Consider the following 18,733-nt stretch of genomic DNA (forward strand, 5'->3'; position numbering starts at 1 on the left):
CGGACTGCCGCCAGCCCCTCTTGGCGCCGGTGCGGCGAGAAGCATCGTGAACGTGAACGGCGCCGGGTTGCGGTGAGCAACCCGGCGCTTCGCTTTTAGCCCCTCAGGGCGAACCAGTAGAAGCCGTGGCCTGGCAGGGTTAGCAAGTAGGGGAGTTCGCCGACCGTGGGGAAGGGGACGCCGCCGCGGCATTCGACTGGGGTGTGGCCCTGGAAGCGGCGGAGGTCTAGTTCTACTGGTTGGGGGTGTTTGGAGAGGTTGTTGACGCAGAGGACGCGGTCGTCGCCGTCCTCGCGGAGGAAGGCTAGGACGGCGGGGTTGGGGGACCAGAGTTCGATGAAGTCGCCGGTGCCGAAGATGGGGTGCTGGCGGCGGATTTCCAGCATCTGGCGGGTGAACTGGAGCAGTGACGACGGGTTCTGTTGCTGTGCTTCGACGTTGACCGACGGGAAACCGTAGATCGGGTCCATTACCGCGGGCAGGTAGAGGCGTCCGGGGTCGGCCTGGGAGAAGCCGGCGTTGCGGTCGGGGCTCCACTGCATGGGGGTGCGGACCGCGTCCCGGTCCTCCAGCCAGATGTTGTCGCCCATGCCGATCTCGTCGCCGTAGTACATGACGGGCGAGCCGGGCATCGACAGCAGCAGCGCGGTGAACAGTTCGATCTGGTCGCGGTTGTTCTCCAGCAGGGGGGCCAGCCGCCGCCGGATGCCCAGGTAAGCCCGCATCCGGGGGTCCTTGGCGTATTCGGCGTGCATGTAGTCGCGCTCTTCCTCGGTGACCTGCTCAAGGGTGAGCTCGTCATGGTTGCGAAGGAAGATGCCCCACTGCGCGGTCTCCGGGAGCTTCGGGGTCCGCGACATGATCTCGGAGATGGGTTCCCGGTTCTCTCGCCGTACGGCCATGAAGATGCGCGGCATGAGCGGGAAATGGAAGGCCATGTGGCATTCGTCGCCGCCGGTGAGGGGGTCGCCGAAGTATTCGACCACGTCCTCGGGCCAGCCGTTGGCCTCGGCCAGCAGGACCCGGTCGGGGTAGTTGGCGTCCACCTCGGCGCGGACGCGCTTGAGGTAGGCGTGCGTCTCCGGGAGGCCGGAGCAGTCGGTGCCCTCCCGCTCGAACAGGTACGGCACCGCGTCGAGCCGGAACCCGTCCACGCCCATATCCAGCCAGAACCGGAGCACGTCCAGCATGGTCTCCTGGACGACCGGATTGTCGTAGTTGAGATCGGGCTGGTGGTGGAAGAACCGGTGCCAGTAGTACTGCTTGCGCACCGGATCGTAGGTCCAGTTGGACTCTTCCGCGCCGACGAAGACGATCGGCACACCCTCGTAGGTGGTCGGGTCGTCGGTCCACACGTAGAAGTCGCCGTAAGGACCGTCGGGGTCCTCACGGGACGCCTGGAACCACGGGTGCTTGTCGCTGGTGTGGTTCATCACCAGGTCGGTGATGACGCGCAGCCCACGCTGGTGGGCGGCCTCGATCATGGCCGTGAAGTCGCTCAGATCCCCGAACTCCGGAAGGATCTTCATATAGTCGGAGATGTCGTAGCCGCCGTCACGCAGCGGCGACTGGTACAACGGCAGCAGCCAGAGGCAGTCGACCCCCAGCCACTTCACGTAGTCCATCTTCTCGATCAGCCCGCGCAGATCGCCGGTGCCGTCGCCGTTGGAGTCCTTGAAGCCGCGGACGAGAACCTCATAGAAAACGGCCCTTTTGTACCAGCCGGGATCAAGTGACATCTGGGTGTCAGAAGCCGGCTCTGGGCATGGCGAAGCAACTGTCATCGAACATCGCTTTACGGGGAGGAGTGTTGTTCAAGTCCGCAGCTCAGAGCGGCGCTCCGCAGAACATAGCATCTGACCTGTCTTGACATATAACGGTTACGTAGCCCTTACAGCGGCTTTTCCGGCGTTTCCGTGCGGTTACTGGGGGTTATCTCACCAGCGCTCCAGGGAGGCGTGAGGTCTCCGAGAACGTCCTCATAGTCCGCCAGCCAGGAACCGAAAAGCACTAAACCGCGCAACCAAAAACGCGAATTCCATGATCCGAACGCCGCCAGCGCGTCCGGGCCCGCCGCGACCACGTCCAGCATCTGCGGGGACATCAGCCCGGGGATCCTGGCCGCCTTGACCAGCATCGTGTGATTCCACTCACGGGCGGCCGGGCCTCCCGAGCGCAGCGGCACCCGCCGGTGCGGCAGCGCGCCGTTCGTCGACGGCAGCGACGCCACCTTCGGGTTGGCGGCACGCAGGATCTCCCGGTAGAAGCGCCCGCCCTCCTTCCGCGCCACCGGCACCGACAGCGCCGCGTCGAAGAACTCCGGATACAGGAACGGGAAGACCGGAGTCGCCTCCGGGCCGACCAGGTTGACCGGCGAGCGGGCGATGCCACGCGCCGTCCTGGTGTGCAGCACGCTCAGCGGCAGCTCGCTGCGATGCCCGCGCAACATGGAGGTCGCCTGGTCGAAGGCCACGCTCACCGTGTCGTCCATCCAGGCGCTGGCGCGCTCGCCCAGCACCGGCAGATGCGGGTCGCCGGTGGCCAGCGCGGCCAGCAGCGCCTTCCGGCGATCCTGCCCGGTCCCCGCCCCCACCGCGTCCGCCGTGATCAGGAAGTTCTTCATCAGCGGCCCGCCCGCGAGCCCGTCCACGACCGCGCGCCCCGCCTTGTGGACTTCCCGGGCGAACGGCGAATACCAGGCGTGATGGCTGGTCAGATACTCCAGCCGCCGCGCCGCCCAGCGCGCCTCGTCCGGATAGTCCTCGGCCCGCTGCGGCACGATCCGATGCTCGATGCCCAATTCGCGGGTGATGTACCTGGCGAAGTCGATGTCGTTGTCCAGCCCGTCATCCGGGCTGGTCGTCCACGACACGATGTCCTTGCGCTGCGCCACCGCCACGCTGGCCAGCAGCCGCGAGTCGTACCCACCGCTCACCGGCACCAGCACCTGCTCGTACGGCTTGAGCGCCTCGTGCAGCAACGCCACGATGTCCGCGCCGGTCACCCCACGGTCGAACAGCTCCTCACGGACCCAGCGCGGCGCCCGCCGATCCACGCTCAGCCGCCCCCTGGCCCGCGACCAGCTCAGCGCCGTCGCCCCCGGCAGCCGCTTGATCTGCGCGTACGGCGTGTCCTCCAGCAACGGGTAGGTGAGCTTGAGAATGGCCGCCCACGCGTCCCAGTTCACCTCGTACGGCCGGCGGGCCAGCGCCAGCAGCGGCTCGATCAGGCCGGAGAAGTAGACGGCGTCCCCATCGGTCAGGTAATAGACGTCGATCAGCCCGAACGCGCCCGTGTGCAGCGTCACCGCGTCCGGCGCGTCGATCAGGCCGGGCGTCTCGTAGGTCTCGGCGACCCGCAGCCAGTCGCCGCCGCCGATCGGCTGCCGGTCGCCCCACGAGAAGGCTGCCATCGTCGGCCCGCTGTCGTACGGCGTGAGCGGGCCCGAACTCAGCACGGCGGCGTCACGGGTGACGTACGCGGCCTCGACCGCGGGCCCCGAGCGGGCCAGCAGATCCAGCCGGGACTGGTCGAAGGGCCCGAAAGCACCGCACACATACGGCCTGGCCAGGAATGCCGGCCACTCACCTCTGCGCACGTCTGATCCCTCCTGATCGGTGTTCCGACGAGTTTAAGGAGGTGAGGGGTGCCCTTGGTGTCGTATTGACGTCTTCCGGTGCCCGGTATGCGGATATTGTGACCGCTATGAGTGAGCTGGAGAGCGTCCGGCAGGCCCTGGCGCAGGCCGTCGAGCAGGCTGCGGGGGCCGCCGAACTGGCCCGGCTGCTCGTGGATTATCAGGCGCGGCTGGACGAAGCCGCCAGGACCGAAGCCGACGCCCTGACCCGGGCGAAAGCGGCAGAAGCCCGGCTGAAAGCGGTCGAACGGCAGGCCGCCCAGCTGGCCAAGAACCTGGCCGAGCAGCGATACCAGACCGAGGTGGCGCAGTGGAAGCTGGAGTCGGTGCAGAGCAGCCGGTGGTCCCAGCTGGGCGACGCGATCCAGACCAAGAACCCAGGCACGGTCGCCAGGACGCTGAAGGCTCCGGTCAAGAAGCGGCCCGCGCCCAAACGCTCCGATTTCACGCCGGATCCGGTCGTGCCGGAGGCCACCGTGCCGGCGGTCGCCCCGGATCCCCGCGGGCCGGGGGTGTCCACGCCGCTGGCCGAGTCGTTCGTGGTGCCGAAGGGGCCGCTGGTCCGGCCGTACCTGACGGTCGCGGCGATCGTGGACCGGCAGACCGAAGCCCTCATGCGGTACGAGTGGCGGCAGGTCACCAACTTCGGCCCCGAGAACTGGCAGACCATGCTGGAGGAGCACCAGCCGCACGTGCTCTTCGTCGAGTCGGTGCGGCCGGGGCCGCGCCAGGGTAACGGCGGGCGCTGGCTGGAGGCCTTGGAGGGGCAGTCGCGCGCGCTGCGCGACCTGGTGGAGGCGTGCAAGAAACGCGGCGTGAAGACCGTGTTCTGGCATTCCTCCGGTTCCGTCGGCAAGGCATTCCCAGCCGCGGAGTTGTTTGAGTATGTCCTGGCGACCACCGAGGCCCGCGCCAGGGAGTGGCGATCCGCCCTGCGCCACGACCGGGTCGGCGTGCTCCCGCACACCGTCCAGCCCCGCGTGCACAACCAGATCCCCGCCCTGGACGGCCGGAGCCCCGCCGAGATCCGCACGCTCGGCCTGGTCGACGGCGAATGGCAGCCGCTGATCGGACAGTCATCTACCGATAAATCCACCTATGACGATGTGCTGACGGCCTACCGGCAGCCCGCCCTCGTGATCGCCGGCGTCGACGCCGATCCCCGCGTGATCGCCGAAATCGAGGCCTGCGGCACGCCCGTACTCCGCCTGACCGGCACGAAGCCCCCCGAAACGCTCGACGGCGCCGCCCCCCACCCCCACCTGGCCTGGCGCGCGACCACCGCCGTCACCCCGTTCCTGGACCCGATCATGGACACGATCGGCGTCCCCAGCGTGCGCAACGACGCCGTCGTCTCCGCCATCGCCACCGTCGCGAGTGCCCGCGAACTCGACCACCTGGTCACCCAGCTGGCCCGGCAGCACCGCCGCCCCGAACAGCTGGTGATCGTCGCCGACGGCCTGGACGCCGGGCTCGTCGAGAAATCCCTCCAGCCCCTCGGCGTCGACACGGTCGTCCGCTCCACCGGCCCGCTCACCCGCGGCGCCGCCCTCGACCGCGCCCTCCGCCTCGCCGACGGCGACTATATCGCCGTCTTCGACCCCCGCGACCTGTACGGCGAGCACTACCTCGCCGACGCCCTCCGCCACTTCGCGTCCACCGACGCCGACATCGTCGGCAAGGCCTCCTGCTACATCAAGGTCGCCGGCGCCACCCTGCTCCGCCAGCCCGGCACCGAACACCGCTTCCTCGCCGAAGTCGCCGGCGGCACCCTGCTCGCCCGCCGCCAGCCCCTCCAGGACCTGGGCTTCGCCGACATCACCGACGACTGGGACGAAGTCCTCATGCGCCAGGCCCGCGCCGACTCCATCCGCGTCTACTCCGCCGACCGCTACTCCTACGTCTGCGTCCGCGCCATCGCCGAAGGCCGCCTCTTCGGCTCAGCCACTCTGGAGGGCTACGTCCCGGCCGAATCCCTGGCGCTCCTGTAAAGCAGAATCCCCGGGCACTCCTGTAAAGACGTGCTGCCACTCTTGGCGCCGGTGCGGTGAGAACCACCGCCCACGTGAACGGCGCCGGATAACGGCGAGCAACTGTTCCCTCAGACGGGAGCCAGCCGGATGTAGGGCTCTGGCGGGTATTCCAGGGCGATCGGGTCGCCTGGGCGGACATCGCCACCCTCGATCACTACCGCCATCACGCCCGCTTTCCGGATCAGCTCGCCGTCCTCGGTGCGGCCGAGGACCGCTTTCATTAGGCCATGCTGGAAGTGGTCAAGCTGAACGCACGGGTTGCGCAGGCCGGTCACCTCGACGACGGCCTCGGAGCCCAGGCGGAGCCGGGTCCCGGTGGGCAGGGCGAGCAGGTCCAGGCCTCGGGTGGTGACGTTCTCCCCCATCTCCCCCGCCCGTACCGCGAAACCGGCCACGGCCAGCTCTTCGTGGAGTTCGGCGTGGATGAGGTGGACCTGGCGAAGATTGGGCTGGGACGGGTCGCGGGCCACCCGGCCGCGATGCTTGACGGTGACACCCAGATGCACGTCACCTTCCACGCCGAGTCCGGCGAGCAGGTGGATCGTTTCCTGGTTGGGCTTGCTGAACGTGTACGTCCCGCTCCGGCTGACCGCCTCGACGTGTCCCATCGCCTCAGGATAAATCAGGAAATTTCAGGGCTTGCGGGCTAGACCGCCCCAGCCGAGCGCCGCGAATCGCCGCAGCACCGCGGTGTCGATGAAGTCGACGGTGTCCAGCTGCTCGAAGTCGCCGAAGAACCGGTTGATCTCTTCGATCGTCCGCGGAAACAGCCCGCTCCCCCGCGCCGTGGAGTAGGCGTCGTTCACCTGATCGGTGTCACCCCGCCGCGATTCCGCCACGGACATGTGGCTGACCACCAGGAAACTTCCCGGCGCCATCGCCTCCCGGATCTTGGCCACCTGGTCGTACGGATCGGCGACGTGATGCAGCACCGCGACCATCAGCACCCCCACCGGCTCGGACCAGTCGATCAACCCCGTCCCCGCGGCCGCCGTCGTGATCTTCTCGCCGTCGGCGATATCCGCCTCGATCATGGCAACCCCGGCCACGTTTGCCAGAATCGCGCGCCCATGCACGCACACCACCGGGTCGTTGTCTACATAGACCACACGCGCATCCGGCGCCACCGCCTGGGCCACCTGATGAACGTTGTCCTGCGTCGGCAGCCCCGCCCCCACATCCACGAACTGCCGAATCCCCTGGTCCCGCGCCATGAACCTGACAACATCCCCGAGGAACTTCCGGTTGATCCTGGCCCCCTCCCTGGACTCGGGAAACGCCTTGAGGATCTCCTCCACAGCGGCGCGATCCGCGGCGAAGTTGTCCTTGCCTCCGAGCATGAAGTCATAGATTCGCGCCGAGTTAGGCGTCGTAACGTCCACACCACCGGGAGGTTTGCGGTCGACCATGCGCGCATCGTATCGCGCCCGATACCCGAATCACCGGCAATGCCCGCCCCACCCTCCGCTACCAGCGAGTCTCTCCAGGTCAGGTCCTCCAAGGGCGCTCCGCAGATGCGCCACCAGCTGCCACGCGTACAACGCCCCGAGGTTCTGACGAACCTCGTCGGACGCCCGGTGCTGTTGACTGCCTATTTGACTTTGTGTTAAATTTACTGTCTAGTGGTCTGGAATGCCCACCCCAAGGGTGGTTGCGTTGACCCGATCCTCCTCGCAAACCCTTCAGTGGATAGAGCCAAGTTCTCTAGAGAACTTTGCGCAAGGACTTGAAAGTTTGCAGGAAGCTCCCGATGCCGGCTGTTCCCTAACCCGATACAGCTGCGCCTGCCGTCCTGCGGATCAGTGCCAGCGATATCTTGGTCCTCGTTCCAGTCATGCCCCCAGCGCGCGGGTCGATCGGATGCGTACATGGATGAATCGCAGGGTGGTCTGAGCTACGGGATCGGCGCGGTGGCGCGGCGACTCGGTGTGCCCGCGCCCACCCTGCGCACCTGGAATCTCCGCTACGGGATCGGTCCGAGTTCGCGAAGTCCGGGAGGGCATCGGCGTTATGGGGCACTTGATCTGACCCGGCTGGAGGAGATGAACCGGCTGATCAAGGCGGGGGCGCCGCCGGCGGAGGCCGCGCAGGCGGCGCTTCGGATCCGCTCGGTTCCAGACAAGGCCCAGGAGGACCGGGGCGGGGAGGACCGGGGCGCGCCGGTGGATCGGCGGGACGTCGGTAAGCCGGTCAGTGCGGGCGCGCGACCTGCGGCCGATCGCCGGGAGCGCTCGGTTGAGCAGGAGGCTGGGCGGCTGGCGCGGGCCGCGATGGCGTTGGACAGCTGGTCGGTGGCGGACGCGCTGGAGTCCGGGCTGGGAAGGTTTGGGGTTACCGAGACGTGGGATCGGCTGGTTCGGCCCGCGTTCGCGGTGATCAGCAGGCGGCAGGCGGCCACGGGGGTGGGAGTCGATGTCGAGCATGTGTTCTCCGAGCGGCTCATGGCCGCGTTCACCGCGTTGATCGGGCGGCCGGCGCGGCCGATCAATCCCCGGCCGGTCATGCTGGCCTGTGCCGAGGATGAGCAGCACAGTCTGCCGGTGTTCGCACTGGCCGCCGCCCTGGCGTCGGAGCATTCGGTGGAGGTGCGGGTGCTGGGGGCGCGTACGCCGTTCTCGGCGCTGGGGGACGCGATGCGGCGGCTGAATCCTGCCCTCGTCTTTGTCTGGTCGCAGCTGGCCGAGACGGGGAATCCGGAACCGCTGACCCGGCTGCCGGTGCTCCGGCCGCCCAGCCCGATCATGACGGGTGGGCCGGGCTGGCGGGAGTTGCCGCCTGGAATAAGGCATCTGACCTCGATGAACGAGGCGATCATTCGGATCGTGGGCCTGCTGCGCTGAGCTGTCTCGCGCGGTTGCATAGTTCGTCGCGAGCAGGTATGAATAGGTTTTGAGTAAGTTTCTACCTAGGGGGGTCACCATGTCGCTCAATGAGCGGGACGCGGTGACGAAGCGTTACCGGGCTCACGTGGAGGGGCTCACCATCGATCATCCGGCCATGGATCGGGCGGCCGGCGTCCGGCCGCGGGTCGCCGTGTCGAGTTGCCTGCTCGGGGATCCCGTCCGGTACGACGGCGGGCACAGTCAGAGTCGGTTCCTCGCCGATGAACTAGATCGATTCGTCGAATGGGTGCACGTCTGTCCGGAGATGGAGGCCGGACTGGGCACACCTCGGGAGACACTGCGGCTGGAGCGGGGTGGCCGGCTGGTTCAGGGGCGGAGCCGTACCGACGTGACAGAGACGATCACGGCGGCGGCCGAGGAGCGGATTCGCACGCTGGACATCGATGGATATGTGTTCAAGGCCGGCAGCCCGTCGTGCGGATTGCACGGGATTCCCACGTACGCGGGGGATCAGGTGGTGGATCGCCAGGGACGCGGACTGTTCGCGGGGAAGATCATGGAGGCCTTCCCGATGGTGCCGATCGAGGACGAGGTCCGGCTCGACAACGCCGAGCTCCGGGAGGCCTTCATTGAGCGGATCTTCGCCCTCGCCCGCCTGCGCGTGCTCCTGGCAACCGCGTGGCGGCAATGTGACTTGGTGAAATTCCATTCGCGCCACACGATGCAACTGCTCGCGCATGACGCGGCGGCCTATCTGGAGGCCGGGCGGATCGTGTTCTACACTCGGCGCGGAGACCCCCGGATGGCCTACGCCGAAGTGTTCCGGCGGACGTTCAGCCGACGGGCGAGCATCCGGCGAAACGTCAACGTGCTGCAGCAATGCCTGGGCATGATTGGCAACGCGCTGGACGCCGTTCTCCGGGCCGACCTGGCGGAGGCGATCGCGGCCTATGCGCGCAGACAGGTGCCGCTCTGGGTGCCTACGGCGATGCTGCTGCATCACGCCCGTGGCGAAGAAGCCCAGTATGTGCGCGACCAGACCTACTTCGCGCCGTACCCGTCAGAGCTTCGGCTGCGCGACCACGTGCACGATGGCCATTGACAAGGGCGGCAGGTGCAGGTCGGAACCGGTCAGCGTGGTGCCCTCGTCCGAGGCGAGCAGGACGTGGCCGGGGGCCACGCGGATCGGGACCGGGAAGTGGCCGAGGTTGGCGGCGATTCGCATGGAGCCGCGTTCGATGACCAGCCAGTGGCGGTCGTCGTCATAGCGGACGTGGACGCGTTCGAGGCGCGGGTCGGCCAGGTCGGGGTGGGATTTGCGGAGGGCGATGAGGTCGCGATACCAGCCGAGCAGGGAGGCCGCGCCGTCCTCGGCGGGCTCTGACCAGTCGAGTTTTGAGCGGAGGAAGGTGGTTTCGTCCTGCGGGTCGGGAGCCTTCCAGTCGTAGCCGAAGCTTTCGAACTCGCGGCGGCGGCGTTCGCCTTCCCCGGCGGCCAGCACGGGGTCGTAGTGGTCGGTGAAGAAGTAGAACGGCGTTTGGGCGCCCCACTCCTCGCCCATGAACAACATCGGCGTGAACGGCGAGGTCAGCAGCAGCCCGGCGGCCAGCCAGAGCTGTTCTGGGCTCATCCGGTCGCCGAGCGGGCGATTGCCGATCTGGTCATGATTCTGGACGCAGCAGACGAATCGGTGCCCGGAGACGCCGGTGGCGGGGCGGCCGTGGGAGCGGCCGCGGAACGTGGAGTAGCCGCCGTCGTGGAAGTACGCCGAGGTCATCACCTTGGCGACGGCCGCCAGCGAGCCGAAGTCGCCGTAGTACGCGTGGGTTTCGCCGGTGACGGCCGAGTGCAGGGCGTGGTGCACGTCGTCGTTCCAGGTCGCGTCCAGGCCGTACCGGGTGATCAGGCCGGGGTCGTTGAGGTCGGATTCGGCGATGAGGGTGAGCGGGCGGCCGAGCACGGTGGACAGGGCTTCGACCTCGCCGGCGAGTTCTTCGAGGAAGTGCACGGCGCGCTTGTCGTGCAGGGCGTGCACGGCGTCGAGGCGCAGGCCGTCGATGTGGTAGTCGCGCAGCCACTGGAGCGCGTTCTCGATGAAGTAGCGGCGCACCTCGTCGGAGTGCGGCCCGTCCAGATTGACGGCGTCGCCCCAGTACGAGCCTTTGTAGCCGTGCAGGTAGGGCCCGAATTTGGAGAGGTAGTTCCCGCAAGGCCCGAGATGGTTGTAGACGACATCGAGGATCACGCCAAGGCCCGCCTGGTGGCAGGCGTCGACGAGAATCTTGAGGCCGTCGGGGCCGCCGTAGTCCTCGCGTACGGCGTAGAGGTCCACGCCGTCGTAGCCCCAGTTCCGGCGGCCGGGCACGGGCGCGACCGGCATCAACTCCACGAAGTCGACACCCAGATCGACCAGGTGCCCCAGCTTGTCGATGACCGCCTCGAAGGTCCCTTCGGGGGTGTACGTCCCGACGTGCATTTCGTAAATGACCGAACCGCGTAGATGCCGGCCCCGCCAGTCCTGGTCGCCCCAGGTGAATCTGGCGTGCTCGTAGACCCGGCTCGGACCCTCCAGCCCGTACGGCTGCCGCCGGGTCCGCGGATCGGGAAACGGCCCGGAACCATCCACGTAGAAGGCGTAATCGACGCCGTGTTCATCCCCCGGCGCCCGCCACCAGCCGTTTTCCAGAGACATGTCCCGTCTGACGCTCCCGGATTCCACTTCGACGCGTGTCGCCAGGGGCGCCCAGACTTCGTACATATCTCACCTATTTCCCATAGGACTCATCGGGTATTCCGCTCCAGGATTGCAACGGGGTAACGGGACAGCAGGTGAGCCATCGGGATCAAGCCGGTGTGCTCGGCGCCGGTCAGCAGGTCCAGCCAGCTGCCGGGCGGCAGGCGCAGGGTCTCGTGCGTCCAGCCGCCGCCGCGCTCCAGCCGGTACGGGAGCCTGGTCGCCACGGCCACCGCCTGATCCCCGCGCGCGAACGCCACCGCGTGCTCCCCGGTGTCGATCGGCACGTACGGCAGATCCGGCGCCAGCCTCTTCCGCAGCTTCAACGCGGTCGTGGTGACCAGGAGCTTCTGCCCGTCCCAGCTGTCCTCACCGGTTTTCAGCAGCTCCCGCCGCCGCTCGAAGTCGACCGGACGGCGGTTGTCGGGGTCGACCAGCGAGAAGTCGGTGATCTCGTTGCCCTGGTAGACGTCGGGCACGCCGGGCATCATCAGCTGGATCACCTTCTGGCCGAGCGAGTTGACGCGCGCGTAGCGGTCCACAACGGCGGTGAAGGACGCGACCGAGTAGCCGCACAGCTCGATGGCCTGGGCCGCGAACTCCCGGACACCGGTCTCGTACCCTTGCTCCCGGTTCTGCCAAGAAATCGAGGTTTTAGCCTCACGCGCCGCTTTAAGGAGATATTTCGTGAAACGTGCGGGGCTGATGGGCCAGGCCGCCATCAGCATCTGCCAGCCCAGATAATCAAGCGTCGGGTCGAATCGTACGGCTCCCGCCCACGACTCCACCGCCTCCGCCCACACATCCGGAATTTCCGACAAAACCGCAAGCCGGGCCCGGACATCCTCGGAGCGTTTCGTGTCATGCGTCGACAATGTCGTCATCGTCGTCGCCCGCATTTCCGCACAAAACGCATGAAACTCGGCCGCCGAAACCCCGAATCGATCAGGCTCCCCGCCCACCTCGTTGAGGCACGCCAGCGGGAACCACCGATACAGCGCGGTGTCCTCCACGCCCTTCGCCATCACCGGCCCGCACGTCTGCTGGAACCGCGTCACCGCCTCGGCCGGCCCCCGCAACACCAGCTGCGCGACCCTGGCCACCGCCGCGGGATCCGCGTGCCCCGCGGCCTCCCAGGCGGCCGACTGGATCACCCGCGTCGCTTCTTCGTCCGGTTCCTCCCCCGGATTCACGTACGCCCGATAGACCGGCATCGCCGCCAGCAACTCCACCAGCGCGTCCCGCAGCCCCGGCTCCCCCAGGCACGCGGCCAGCCGATCCACCTCACCCCGGAAGAACAGATCAAGCACCATCTTCTTGCCCTCGTACTTGACCGCCTCATAATCGTCCGGCAGGCCCGTGTGCCGGGTGAACGTCCGCACCAGCTTGTCCCGCGACGCGGGATCCACGAACAGCCGGGTCACCATGTTGAGCGCGTCGTAACCCGTGGTCCCGTCGCAGTCCCAGTCCGCCGGCAGCCGCTCCCCGTCCATCAGGATCTTCTCCACCCACAGCGGCCCGGGCGCCCGCTCCCGCAACCGCCGCAGATAGCCCCGCGGATCCGCCAGACCATCCGGGTGATCCACCCGCAGCCCGTCGATGACCCCGTCCGCCACCAGCGACAACACGACCTCGTGCGTCGCGTCGAAGACCTCCGGATCCTCCGCCCGCAGCCCGATCAGCGAGGACACGTCGAAGAACCGCCGATACCCCGGCGAATCCCGCCACGACACCAGCCGGTAGTGCTGCTCCACCAGCAGCTCGTGCAGCGGCAGCCCCTCGGTCCCGGCCCGGACCGGAAACTCGTGATCGTGATAGCGCAGCACGCTCCCGTCCACCACCAGCTCCGGATCGTCCCCCAGCACCGGCAGATCCACCGGCCAGGTCAGATCGAACCAGTTCGCGTACGGCGAGTCCGGCCCTTCCCGCACCACCGACCAGAGCGGCGCGTTCTCCGACTCCGGCGTCGGCACGGTCATGTGGTTGGGCACGATGTCGACGATGATCCCCATCCCCTGCCCGGCCAGCGCGAGCAGCCCTTTCTGGCCGCCGAACTCGTCGCGGACCCGCGAGTGGTCGATCACGTCGTAGCCGTGCTGGGAATCGCGCACCGACTGCAGGATGGGCGACAGGTAAAGGTGCCCGACGCCCAGGTCGCGCAGGTAGCCCACCAGGTCGGCGAGCTCGCGGAACCCGAACTCGGGCGTCAGCTGGACCCGGTATGTGGACGTCATGGCGGCCTCTCTCACAGCACCCATACTGGCCTTTCCGGACCGGCGAAAGCCAGGATCACCCCGGTTCGCGGCGCAACACCCGTACCGACCGCCCGGCCACCGGAACCCCCTCGCCCGCCCGGCACATCCGGGAATCGGTGCTGATGGGCATGGCGGTGTCCAGCTCGGTCGTCCACATCTCGCCGTAATCCTTGGGAATGGTGAACGTGATCACATCGAAGTGCGCGTTGAACAGCAGCAGGAACGAGTCATCGGTGATCCGCCGCCCCCGGCGGTCGGGCTCGGTGATCGCGTCCCCGTTGAGGAAGACGGCCAGCGCCCGGGCGTACCCGTTGCTCCAGTCGCCGTCGGTCATCACCGTCCCTGACGGGGTGAACCACACGATATCGCTGAGCTGATCGTCCGACCCGCGGACCGGCCGCCCGTAGAAGAACCGCCGCCGCCGGAACACCGGGTGTTCCCGCCGCAGCTTCGCCACCCGCCGGGTGAAGTCCAGCAGTAACCAGTTCTCCTCCCAGTCCACCCAGCTGATCTCATTGTCCTGGCAGTAGGCGTTGTTGTTCCCTTGTTGCGTACGCCCGAGTTCGTCCCCATGCGACAACATCGGCACGCCCTGCGAGAGGAACAGCGTCGCCAGGAAGTTCCGCTTCTGCTGCTCCCGCAACTGCGCCACCGGCCCGGTCGCCGGCCCCTCCACCCCGCAATTCCAGGACCGGTTGTCGTTGGCGCCGTCCCGATTGTCCTCACCGTTGGCCGCGTTGTGTTTCTCGTTGTACGAAACGAGATCCTCAAGCGTGAACCCGTCATGACATGTCACGAAATTGATGGAAGCGGCTGGTCTGCGACTGTCGTCCTGATAGAGGTCGCTTGATCCGGTCAGTCGGGACGCGAATTCCGGCAGCCGCGCGGGCTCGCCTCGCCACAGATCCCGGATCGTGTCCCGGTACTGCCCGTTCCATTCCGTCCACCGTGCCGGGAAATTCCCGACCTGATATCCCCCTGGCCCGACATCCCACGGCTCCGCGATCAGTTTCACCTGCGACAGCACCGGATCCTGCTGGACCAGGTCGAAGAACGCGCTCAGCCGGTCCACGTCGTGCAGTTCCCGGGCCAGCGACGACGCCAGGTCGAAGCGGAAGCCGTCCACGTGCATCTCCATGACCCAGTACCGCAACGAGTCCATGATCAGTTGCAGCGCGTGCGGCGAGCGCATCAGCAGGCTGTTGCCGGTCCCCGTGGTGTCCATGTAGTGCCGCCGGTCGTCCTCGACCAGCCGGTAGTAGTTGCCGTTGTCGATCCCCCGCATGCTCAGCGTCGGCCCCAGATGGTTGCCCTCCGCCGTGTGGTTGTAGACCACATCGAGGATGACCTCGATGTTCGCCTCATGGAGGGCCTTGACCATGGCCTTGAACTCCAGCACCTGCCCGCCCCGCTCCCCCGAACTGGAGTAGGCATGATGCGGCGCGAAGAACCCGATGGTGTTGTATCCCCAGTAGTTCGTCAGCCCGCGCTTCTCCAGCACGTCGTCGCTGACGAACTGATGAATCGGCATCAACTCGATCGCCGTCACCCCCAGGCTGGTCAGGTGATCGATGATCTCCGGATGCCCGAGCGCCGCGTACGTCCCCCGAATCCGCTCCGGAATCCGCGGATGATTGATCGTCAGCCCCTTCACATGGGCTTCGTAGATCACCGTGTCGTGATACGGCGTCGCCGGAGGCCGATCATGCCCCCACCCGAAGAACGGATTGATCACCACCGACCGCGGCATGTACGGCGCGGAGTCCTCATCGTTCCGGCTGCCCGGTTGCCCGAAGTTGTACCCATAGACCGCCTGATCCCACTTGACCGCCCCCTCGATCGCCTTCGCGTACGGATCGAGCAGCAACTTGTGCGGATTACACCGCAACCCCTCCTCCGGCGCGTACGGCCCGTGCACCCGATACCCATACCGCTGCCCCGGCTGCACCCCCGGCAGGTAACAGTGCCACACAAACGCCTCAACCTCGCTCAGCGCAACCCGTTCCTCCCACCCCTCCTCATCGAACAGACAGAGCTCCACCCCATCCGCCACCTCACTGAACAGCGCAAAGTTCGTCCCCGCCCCGTCATACGTAGCCCCCAACGGATAGGGATCCCCCGGCCATATCTCTCGCATGCCACCCATCGTCCACGCCACCCCCAATCCCTGCCCAGGCTTCTCGTGTTAAGCCCACGTGTCCAAAAAAGATCACCAAACTCCACGCCCTCAGAGCCCACTGCGGACTCCACGCGTCCTCGCGAAGGGCTCGACGTCACAGCTCGCCATCCCTCGTAACGAACCGGGTACGCGCTGGACGCCCATCTGCCTATCATGCCCCGGACAAGCTTTGCGCAGATCGGGGGCGTTCTTGGTTGACCTGGCCGACTGGAACGGCCTCATCAGCGAACGCACCGACGACTTCGACGCCCTCCGCGTCACCGTCCCCGCTCCCGTCGTCTCGGCAAGCTTCGCCAGCCCGTTCCGGGCACTCGCAAACGACAACGCCTCGTACTTCGTCAAGTGTCTCGACGGCTGCCCACTACATGCGCGGATGTCGTTGGCCATCGAGTACGTGGTGGCAGGCGCAGCCAGGCTCATCGGTGCTCCCGTTGGAGGCACTCGGCTGGTTCCTTGAGCATCGGGCGCCGGCGGTGGCCAAGCGTGTCCGTGCTTTGATCTGAAGGGAGGGTGGAATGAGCCGTTACATCTACTCGATCGTCCGCTGTCTCCCTGATCCGCGGACCGGCGAGTTCATGAATGTCGGTGCTGTTGTCGGCGATCCCGTCACTGGTGACTGGGCGATACGTCAACTGAGCAACACCGACCGAGTCCGGAAATTCGCGGGGGCGGCCGCCTTCGGGGCAGCCAGTGACTTCATCTTCAACGTCGGTTCCGAGATCGATCTCAGTCGGCAGGCGCTGGAGGAGGGCTGCGAACCGCTCAGTGAGAACTGGCTTGCGCGGCTGCATCATGACCACCGAAATGTGGTCCAACTCAGCCCACCAACCCCCATGGTCGCGCAGAGTGCGCGGCAAGCACTCGATCTCATCTTCGACAAAATGATCATTGACCGAGCAGCCGAATCACGGCAGCCACCCGTGACGAAGTATCACCTGGGACGCGATCTTCGAGAGGCATATCGTCGAGCCGACATCGCTGACGAATTGGTGCGGACCAGAGCGAAGATATACGTAGGTTCGCGGGTTCATTATGATCTCGACTTCGCCATCGCCAATGGGCAAGCGGTTCAGCTGACGCAAATATGGTCGTTCAAGAGAAAAGAACTGGACGACGTATCCCTTCAAGTCAAAGCGTGGGGATACGCAATGGAGCGCCTCCGCGACGGTGACGGGGCCCGAGTGGAAGATTCCCAGGGGCATCGAAGCACCGTCGACCAGAACGTCGATCTCCAAGTGGTCGTCGCGCTACCGGAGACACCCGAGCAGGGAGAGGTCTATCAAGAAGCCCAAGAGATCTTCGGCAACCTGAACGCCGGCGTGCATCCAGTGGAGGAAGTCCAGGCAGTCGGCATGCGAGCAGCCGAACTTCTCAGGCAACGTTTGTAGCTTGCCGCCCGACCTTGCCAAGTTTTCCGCTGGATACCTACCCCGCTTTGGCGTCCACTGTCTAATGATCTTGTCCAGTGGCGTTTGGCCAGGCAGAGGGGCTGCATGCCTTTCGGTGCCATGTCGGCCCGCAGGGCCCCTTTCGGCCCCCTCCCGTGGGGACTGTGTGGGGCTTACCTGCACAACAAGCTGCCCAACAAGAAGTGGCCACACGCCCCCGGCTCCGGCCGGGCGCATTTTTGCGTTGGGGCCCGATCTGGAGTGTCCCGTGGCACCCGGAGTATGCCAGCCACATCGGGGTTCCTTCGGAGAAGCCAACACCCTCGCCGGGTGCCTTGTAACCTCCAACTCCAGGAACAAACGTCAGCCTCTGATCGTCGTACGGGCAAAGGCTTGGTGAGGAGCACCCAATGGCCCTGGCCGATCAACTCATTCCGTTACTCGGCGTGGTCGTCGGCGCCGGGACCTCGTACGTCGTGACCATTCTTCAGGACGGTCGGAAGCACCTTCGGGAAATAGCACTCCGAGACGAGGAGAGGAAGATCGAGGCGTACACCCGATACGCGGCGAGTGTGAAGCACATGGTCGGCATGGCACGGAGAGTGGCCTCAACCCGCGATCTCGACGACCCGATGCCCGGAGTCGAAGAGGCCGCCGCGCTGCGGAGCCTCGACGAGGCTGAGAACGCACGGTCACTCGCGGCCGAGTCCCTCGGCTTGTTCGCCAGCGCCGAGGTGATCAAGGCGGTGCAGCAACTCAATAAGCGCGTCTGGCGGCTGGAATCCCTGGTAGTCGGCCACATTCCCGCCGACAAGGCAATCTGGCGAGAGGCCATTGTTGCCTATCGGGTGGAACTCGAGGGATTCCGGCTGGCCGCACGCAAGGACCTCAATCGGCCCGACCACGGGCTCCGGACAGGTGCAAACTATCTTACCCGCGAAGAACTGATCAAACTTCCCGCTACTCGGACGGTATCCGAGACCCCTGCCCAACCGACCCCTCCCGTGCATTAGCTCCCCTCCGGGGTGACCGCTATTGGATAGCTGATCTTCACCGCCCTTGATCGGAAACACACAGAGTCACATTCGCCAAGGCTGACCTGATGGCTGACCACCCGACCCGCACCTGCCCTAAATTAGGTGCCGAGCAGGCCGGCGCAGGCGATCAGCGCCCTGCCCTTGATGGGCACGCCGAGGCGTTTGGCGTTGATCAGCGCGATAGCGGTCACGGCCGCCACCCCACCGAGCAGAGCCACATATCCCTGTGATTGAAGCCGCCAGGGCCGGACGCGGCCAGCAACCGCCGATGGCTCAGATGGTGACCGCACGGACATCACGGGTAACGACCTCCAGAATCTAAGCCGTGATCATCCGTTCGCGGAGATGGCCACGTCAAATGCCGTCTGAGCCAAGGGCTGGTGAATCGGAAAGTTCAGGGCTTGCGGATTGTGTCGAAGACGCGGGGGATGCGGGAGCCGGTCACGGTGGGGCCGTGGGCGGTGGTGAGGGCGGTGAGTTCCATGCTGGTGAGGTGGTCGAGGTAGTGGTTGTAGGGGGTGGGGTCCAGCCAGGCGTGCCAGGGGCTGAGGGTGGTGGCGTGGAGGTGGAGGGATTCCAGGTAGTCGTCGAGGGGGAGGTCGTGGGCGTTTGAGGTGGGGTGGGGGG

14 protein-coding genes are annotated in these 18,733 nt (G+C 66.5%); 6 read left to right on the plus strand and 8 right to left on the minus strand.

Going from position 1 to position 18,733, the window contains the following annotated elements:
* Positions 1-95: 95 nt before the first annotated feature.
* Together treS and Amac_RS17840 are read right to left on the minus strand one after the other, a co-directional pair.
* Positions 96-1,739, minus strand: coding sequence for a maltose alpha-D-glucosyltransferase (gene treS, locus Amac_RS17835; RefSeq protein ID WP_246268425.1), 1,644 nt, complete (start codon positions 1,737-1,739; stop codon positions 96-98).
* A 152-nt stretch (positions 1,740-1,891) separates the two neighbouring features.
* Positions 1,892-3,598 (minus strand): asparagine synthetase B family protein, encoded by a 1,707-nt coding sequence (locus Amac_RS17840; RefSeq protein ID WP_155355504.1) that lies wholly within the window; start codon positions 3,596-3,598, stop codon positions 1,892-1,894.
* 107 nt (positions 3,599-3,705) lie between these two features.
* Here Amac_RS17840 and Amac_RS17845 point away from each other — a divergent pair, with 107 nt between their 5' ends.
* Positions 3,706-5,628 (plus strand): glycosyltransferase, encoded by a 1,923-nt coding sequence (locus tag Amac_RS17845; protein WP_155355505.1) that lies wholly within the window; start codon positions 3,706-3,708, stop codon positions 5,626-5,628.
* A 110-nt stretch (positions 5,629-5,738) separates the two neighbouring features.
* On the opposite strand, the gene Amac_RS17850 is transcribed toward Amac_RS17845, so the two are convergent.
* Positions 5,739-6,278, minus strand: a complete 540-nt coding sequence (locus Amac_RS17850; protein WP_155355506.1) for an MOSC domain-containing protein — start codon at positions 6,276-6,278, stop codon at positions 5,739-5,741.
* 24 nt (positions 6,279-6,302) lie between these two features.
* On the minus strand, positions 6,303-7,079 hold the full coding sequence (locus tag Amac_RS17855; protein WP_155355507.1) for an SAM-dependent methyltransferase: 777 nt from the start codon (positions 7,077-7,079) through the stop codon (positions 6,303-6,305).
* 459 nt (positions 7,080-7,538) lie between these two features.
* On the opposite strand from Amac_RS17855, the gene Amac_RS57345 reads away from it, so the two are divergent.
* The gene (locus tag Amac_RS57345) at positions 7,539-8,510 is read left to right on the plus strand and encodes a MerR family transcriptional regulator (RefSeq protein ID WP_155355508.1); all 972 of its coding nucleotides are present in this window, start codon (positions 7,539-7,541) and stop codon (positions 8,508-8,510) included.
* A 79-nt stretch (positions 8,511-8,589) separates the two neighbouring features.
* Positions 8,590-9,615 carry a YbgA family protein gene (locus Amac_RS17865; protein ID WP_246268427.1) on the plus strand — a complete coding sequence of 342 codons (1,026 nt, stop codon included), beginning with the start codon at positions 8,590-8,592 and terminating at the stop codon, positions 9,613-9,615.
* Here Amac_RS17865 and treZ read toward each other — a convergent pair.
* From treZ to glgX, 3 genes are read right to left on the minus strand one after another with little or no spacing between them, the layout of a single operon-like run.
* Positions 9,574-11,271 carry a malto-oligosyltrehalose trehalohydrolase gene (gene treZ, locus Amac_RS17870; protein ID WP_155355509.1) on the minus strand — a complete coding sequence of 566 codons (1,698 nt, stop codon included), beginning with the start codon at positions 11,269-11,271 and terminating at the stop codon, positions 9,574-9,576. The two genes, Amac_RS17865 and treZ, sit on opposite strands and share 42 nt — an antisense overlap.
* Positions 11,272-11,294: 23 nt before the next feature.
* Positions 11,295-13,481, minus strand: a complete 2,187-nt coding sequence (treY, locus tag Amac_RS17875) for a malto-oligosyltrehalose synthase (protein WP_155355510.1) — start codon at positions 13,479-13,481, stop codon at positions 11,295-11,297.
* A 55-nt stretch (positions 13,482-13,536) separates the two neighbouring features.
* Positions 13,537-15,639 carry a glycogen debranching protein GlgX gene (gene glgX, locus Amac_RS17880; protein WP_155355511.1) on the minus strand — a complete coding sequence of 701 codons (2,103 nt, stop codon included), beginning with the start codon at positions 15,637-15,639 and terminating at the stop codon, positions 13,537-13,539.
* A 232-nt stretch (positions 15,640-15,871) separates the two neighbouring features.
* Here glgX and Amac_RS17885 point away from each other — a divergent pair, with 232 nt between their 5' ends.
* The 3 genes from Amac_RS17885 to Amac_RS17895 all read left to right on the plus strand — a co-directional run bounded on the left by Amac_RS17885 (position 15,872) and on the right by Amac_RS17895 (position 18,082).
* Entirely contained in the window at positions 15,872-16,138 is a 267-nt protein-coding gene (locus Amac_RS17885; protein ID WP_170322541.1) for a hypothetical protein, read from the plus strand.
* A 58-nt stretch (positions 16,139-16,196) separates the two neighbouring features.
* Complete coding sequence (locus Amac_RS17890) at positions 16,197-17,069, plus strand: DUF3037 domain-containing protein (RefSeq protein ID WP_155355513.1); 873 nt, start codon at positions 16,197-16,199, stop codon at positions 17,067-17,069.
* A 410-nt stretch (positions 17,070-17,479) separates the two neighbouring features.
* A complete protein-coding gene (locus Amac_RS17895; RefSeq protein WP_155355514.1) occupies positions 17,480-18,082 on the plus strand; it encodes a hypothetical protein in 603 nt (200 codons plus the stop codon).
* A gap of 418 nt (positions 18,083-18,500) precedes the next feature.
* Here Amac_RS17895 and Amac_RS53685 read toward each other — a convergent pair.
* Positions 18,501-18,733 (minus strand): hypothetical protein (locus tag Amac_RS53685; protein ID WP_170322542.1); only part of this gene is annotated, 233 nt, incomplete at its 5' end.

This window comes from Acrocarpospora macrocephala (assembly GCF_009687865.1).
Lineage (GTDB): Bacteria > Actinomycetota > Actinomycetes > Streptosporangiales > Streptosporangiaceae > Acrocarpospora > Acrocarpospora macrocephala.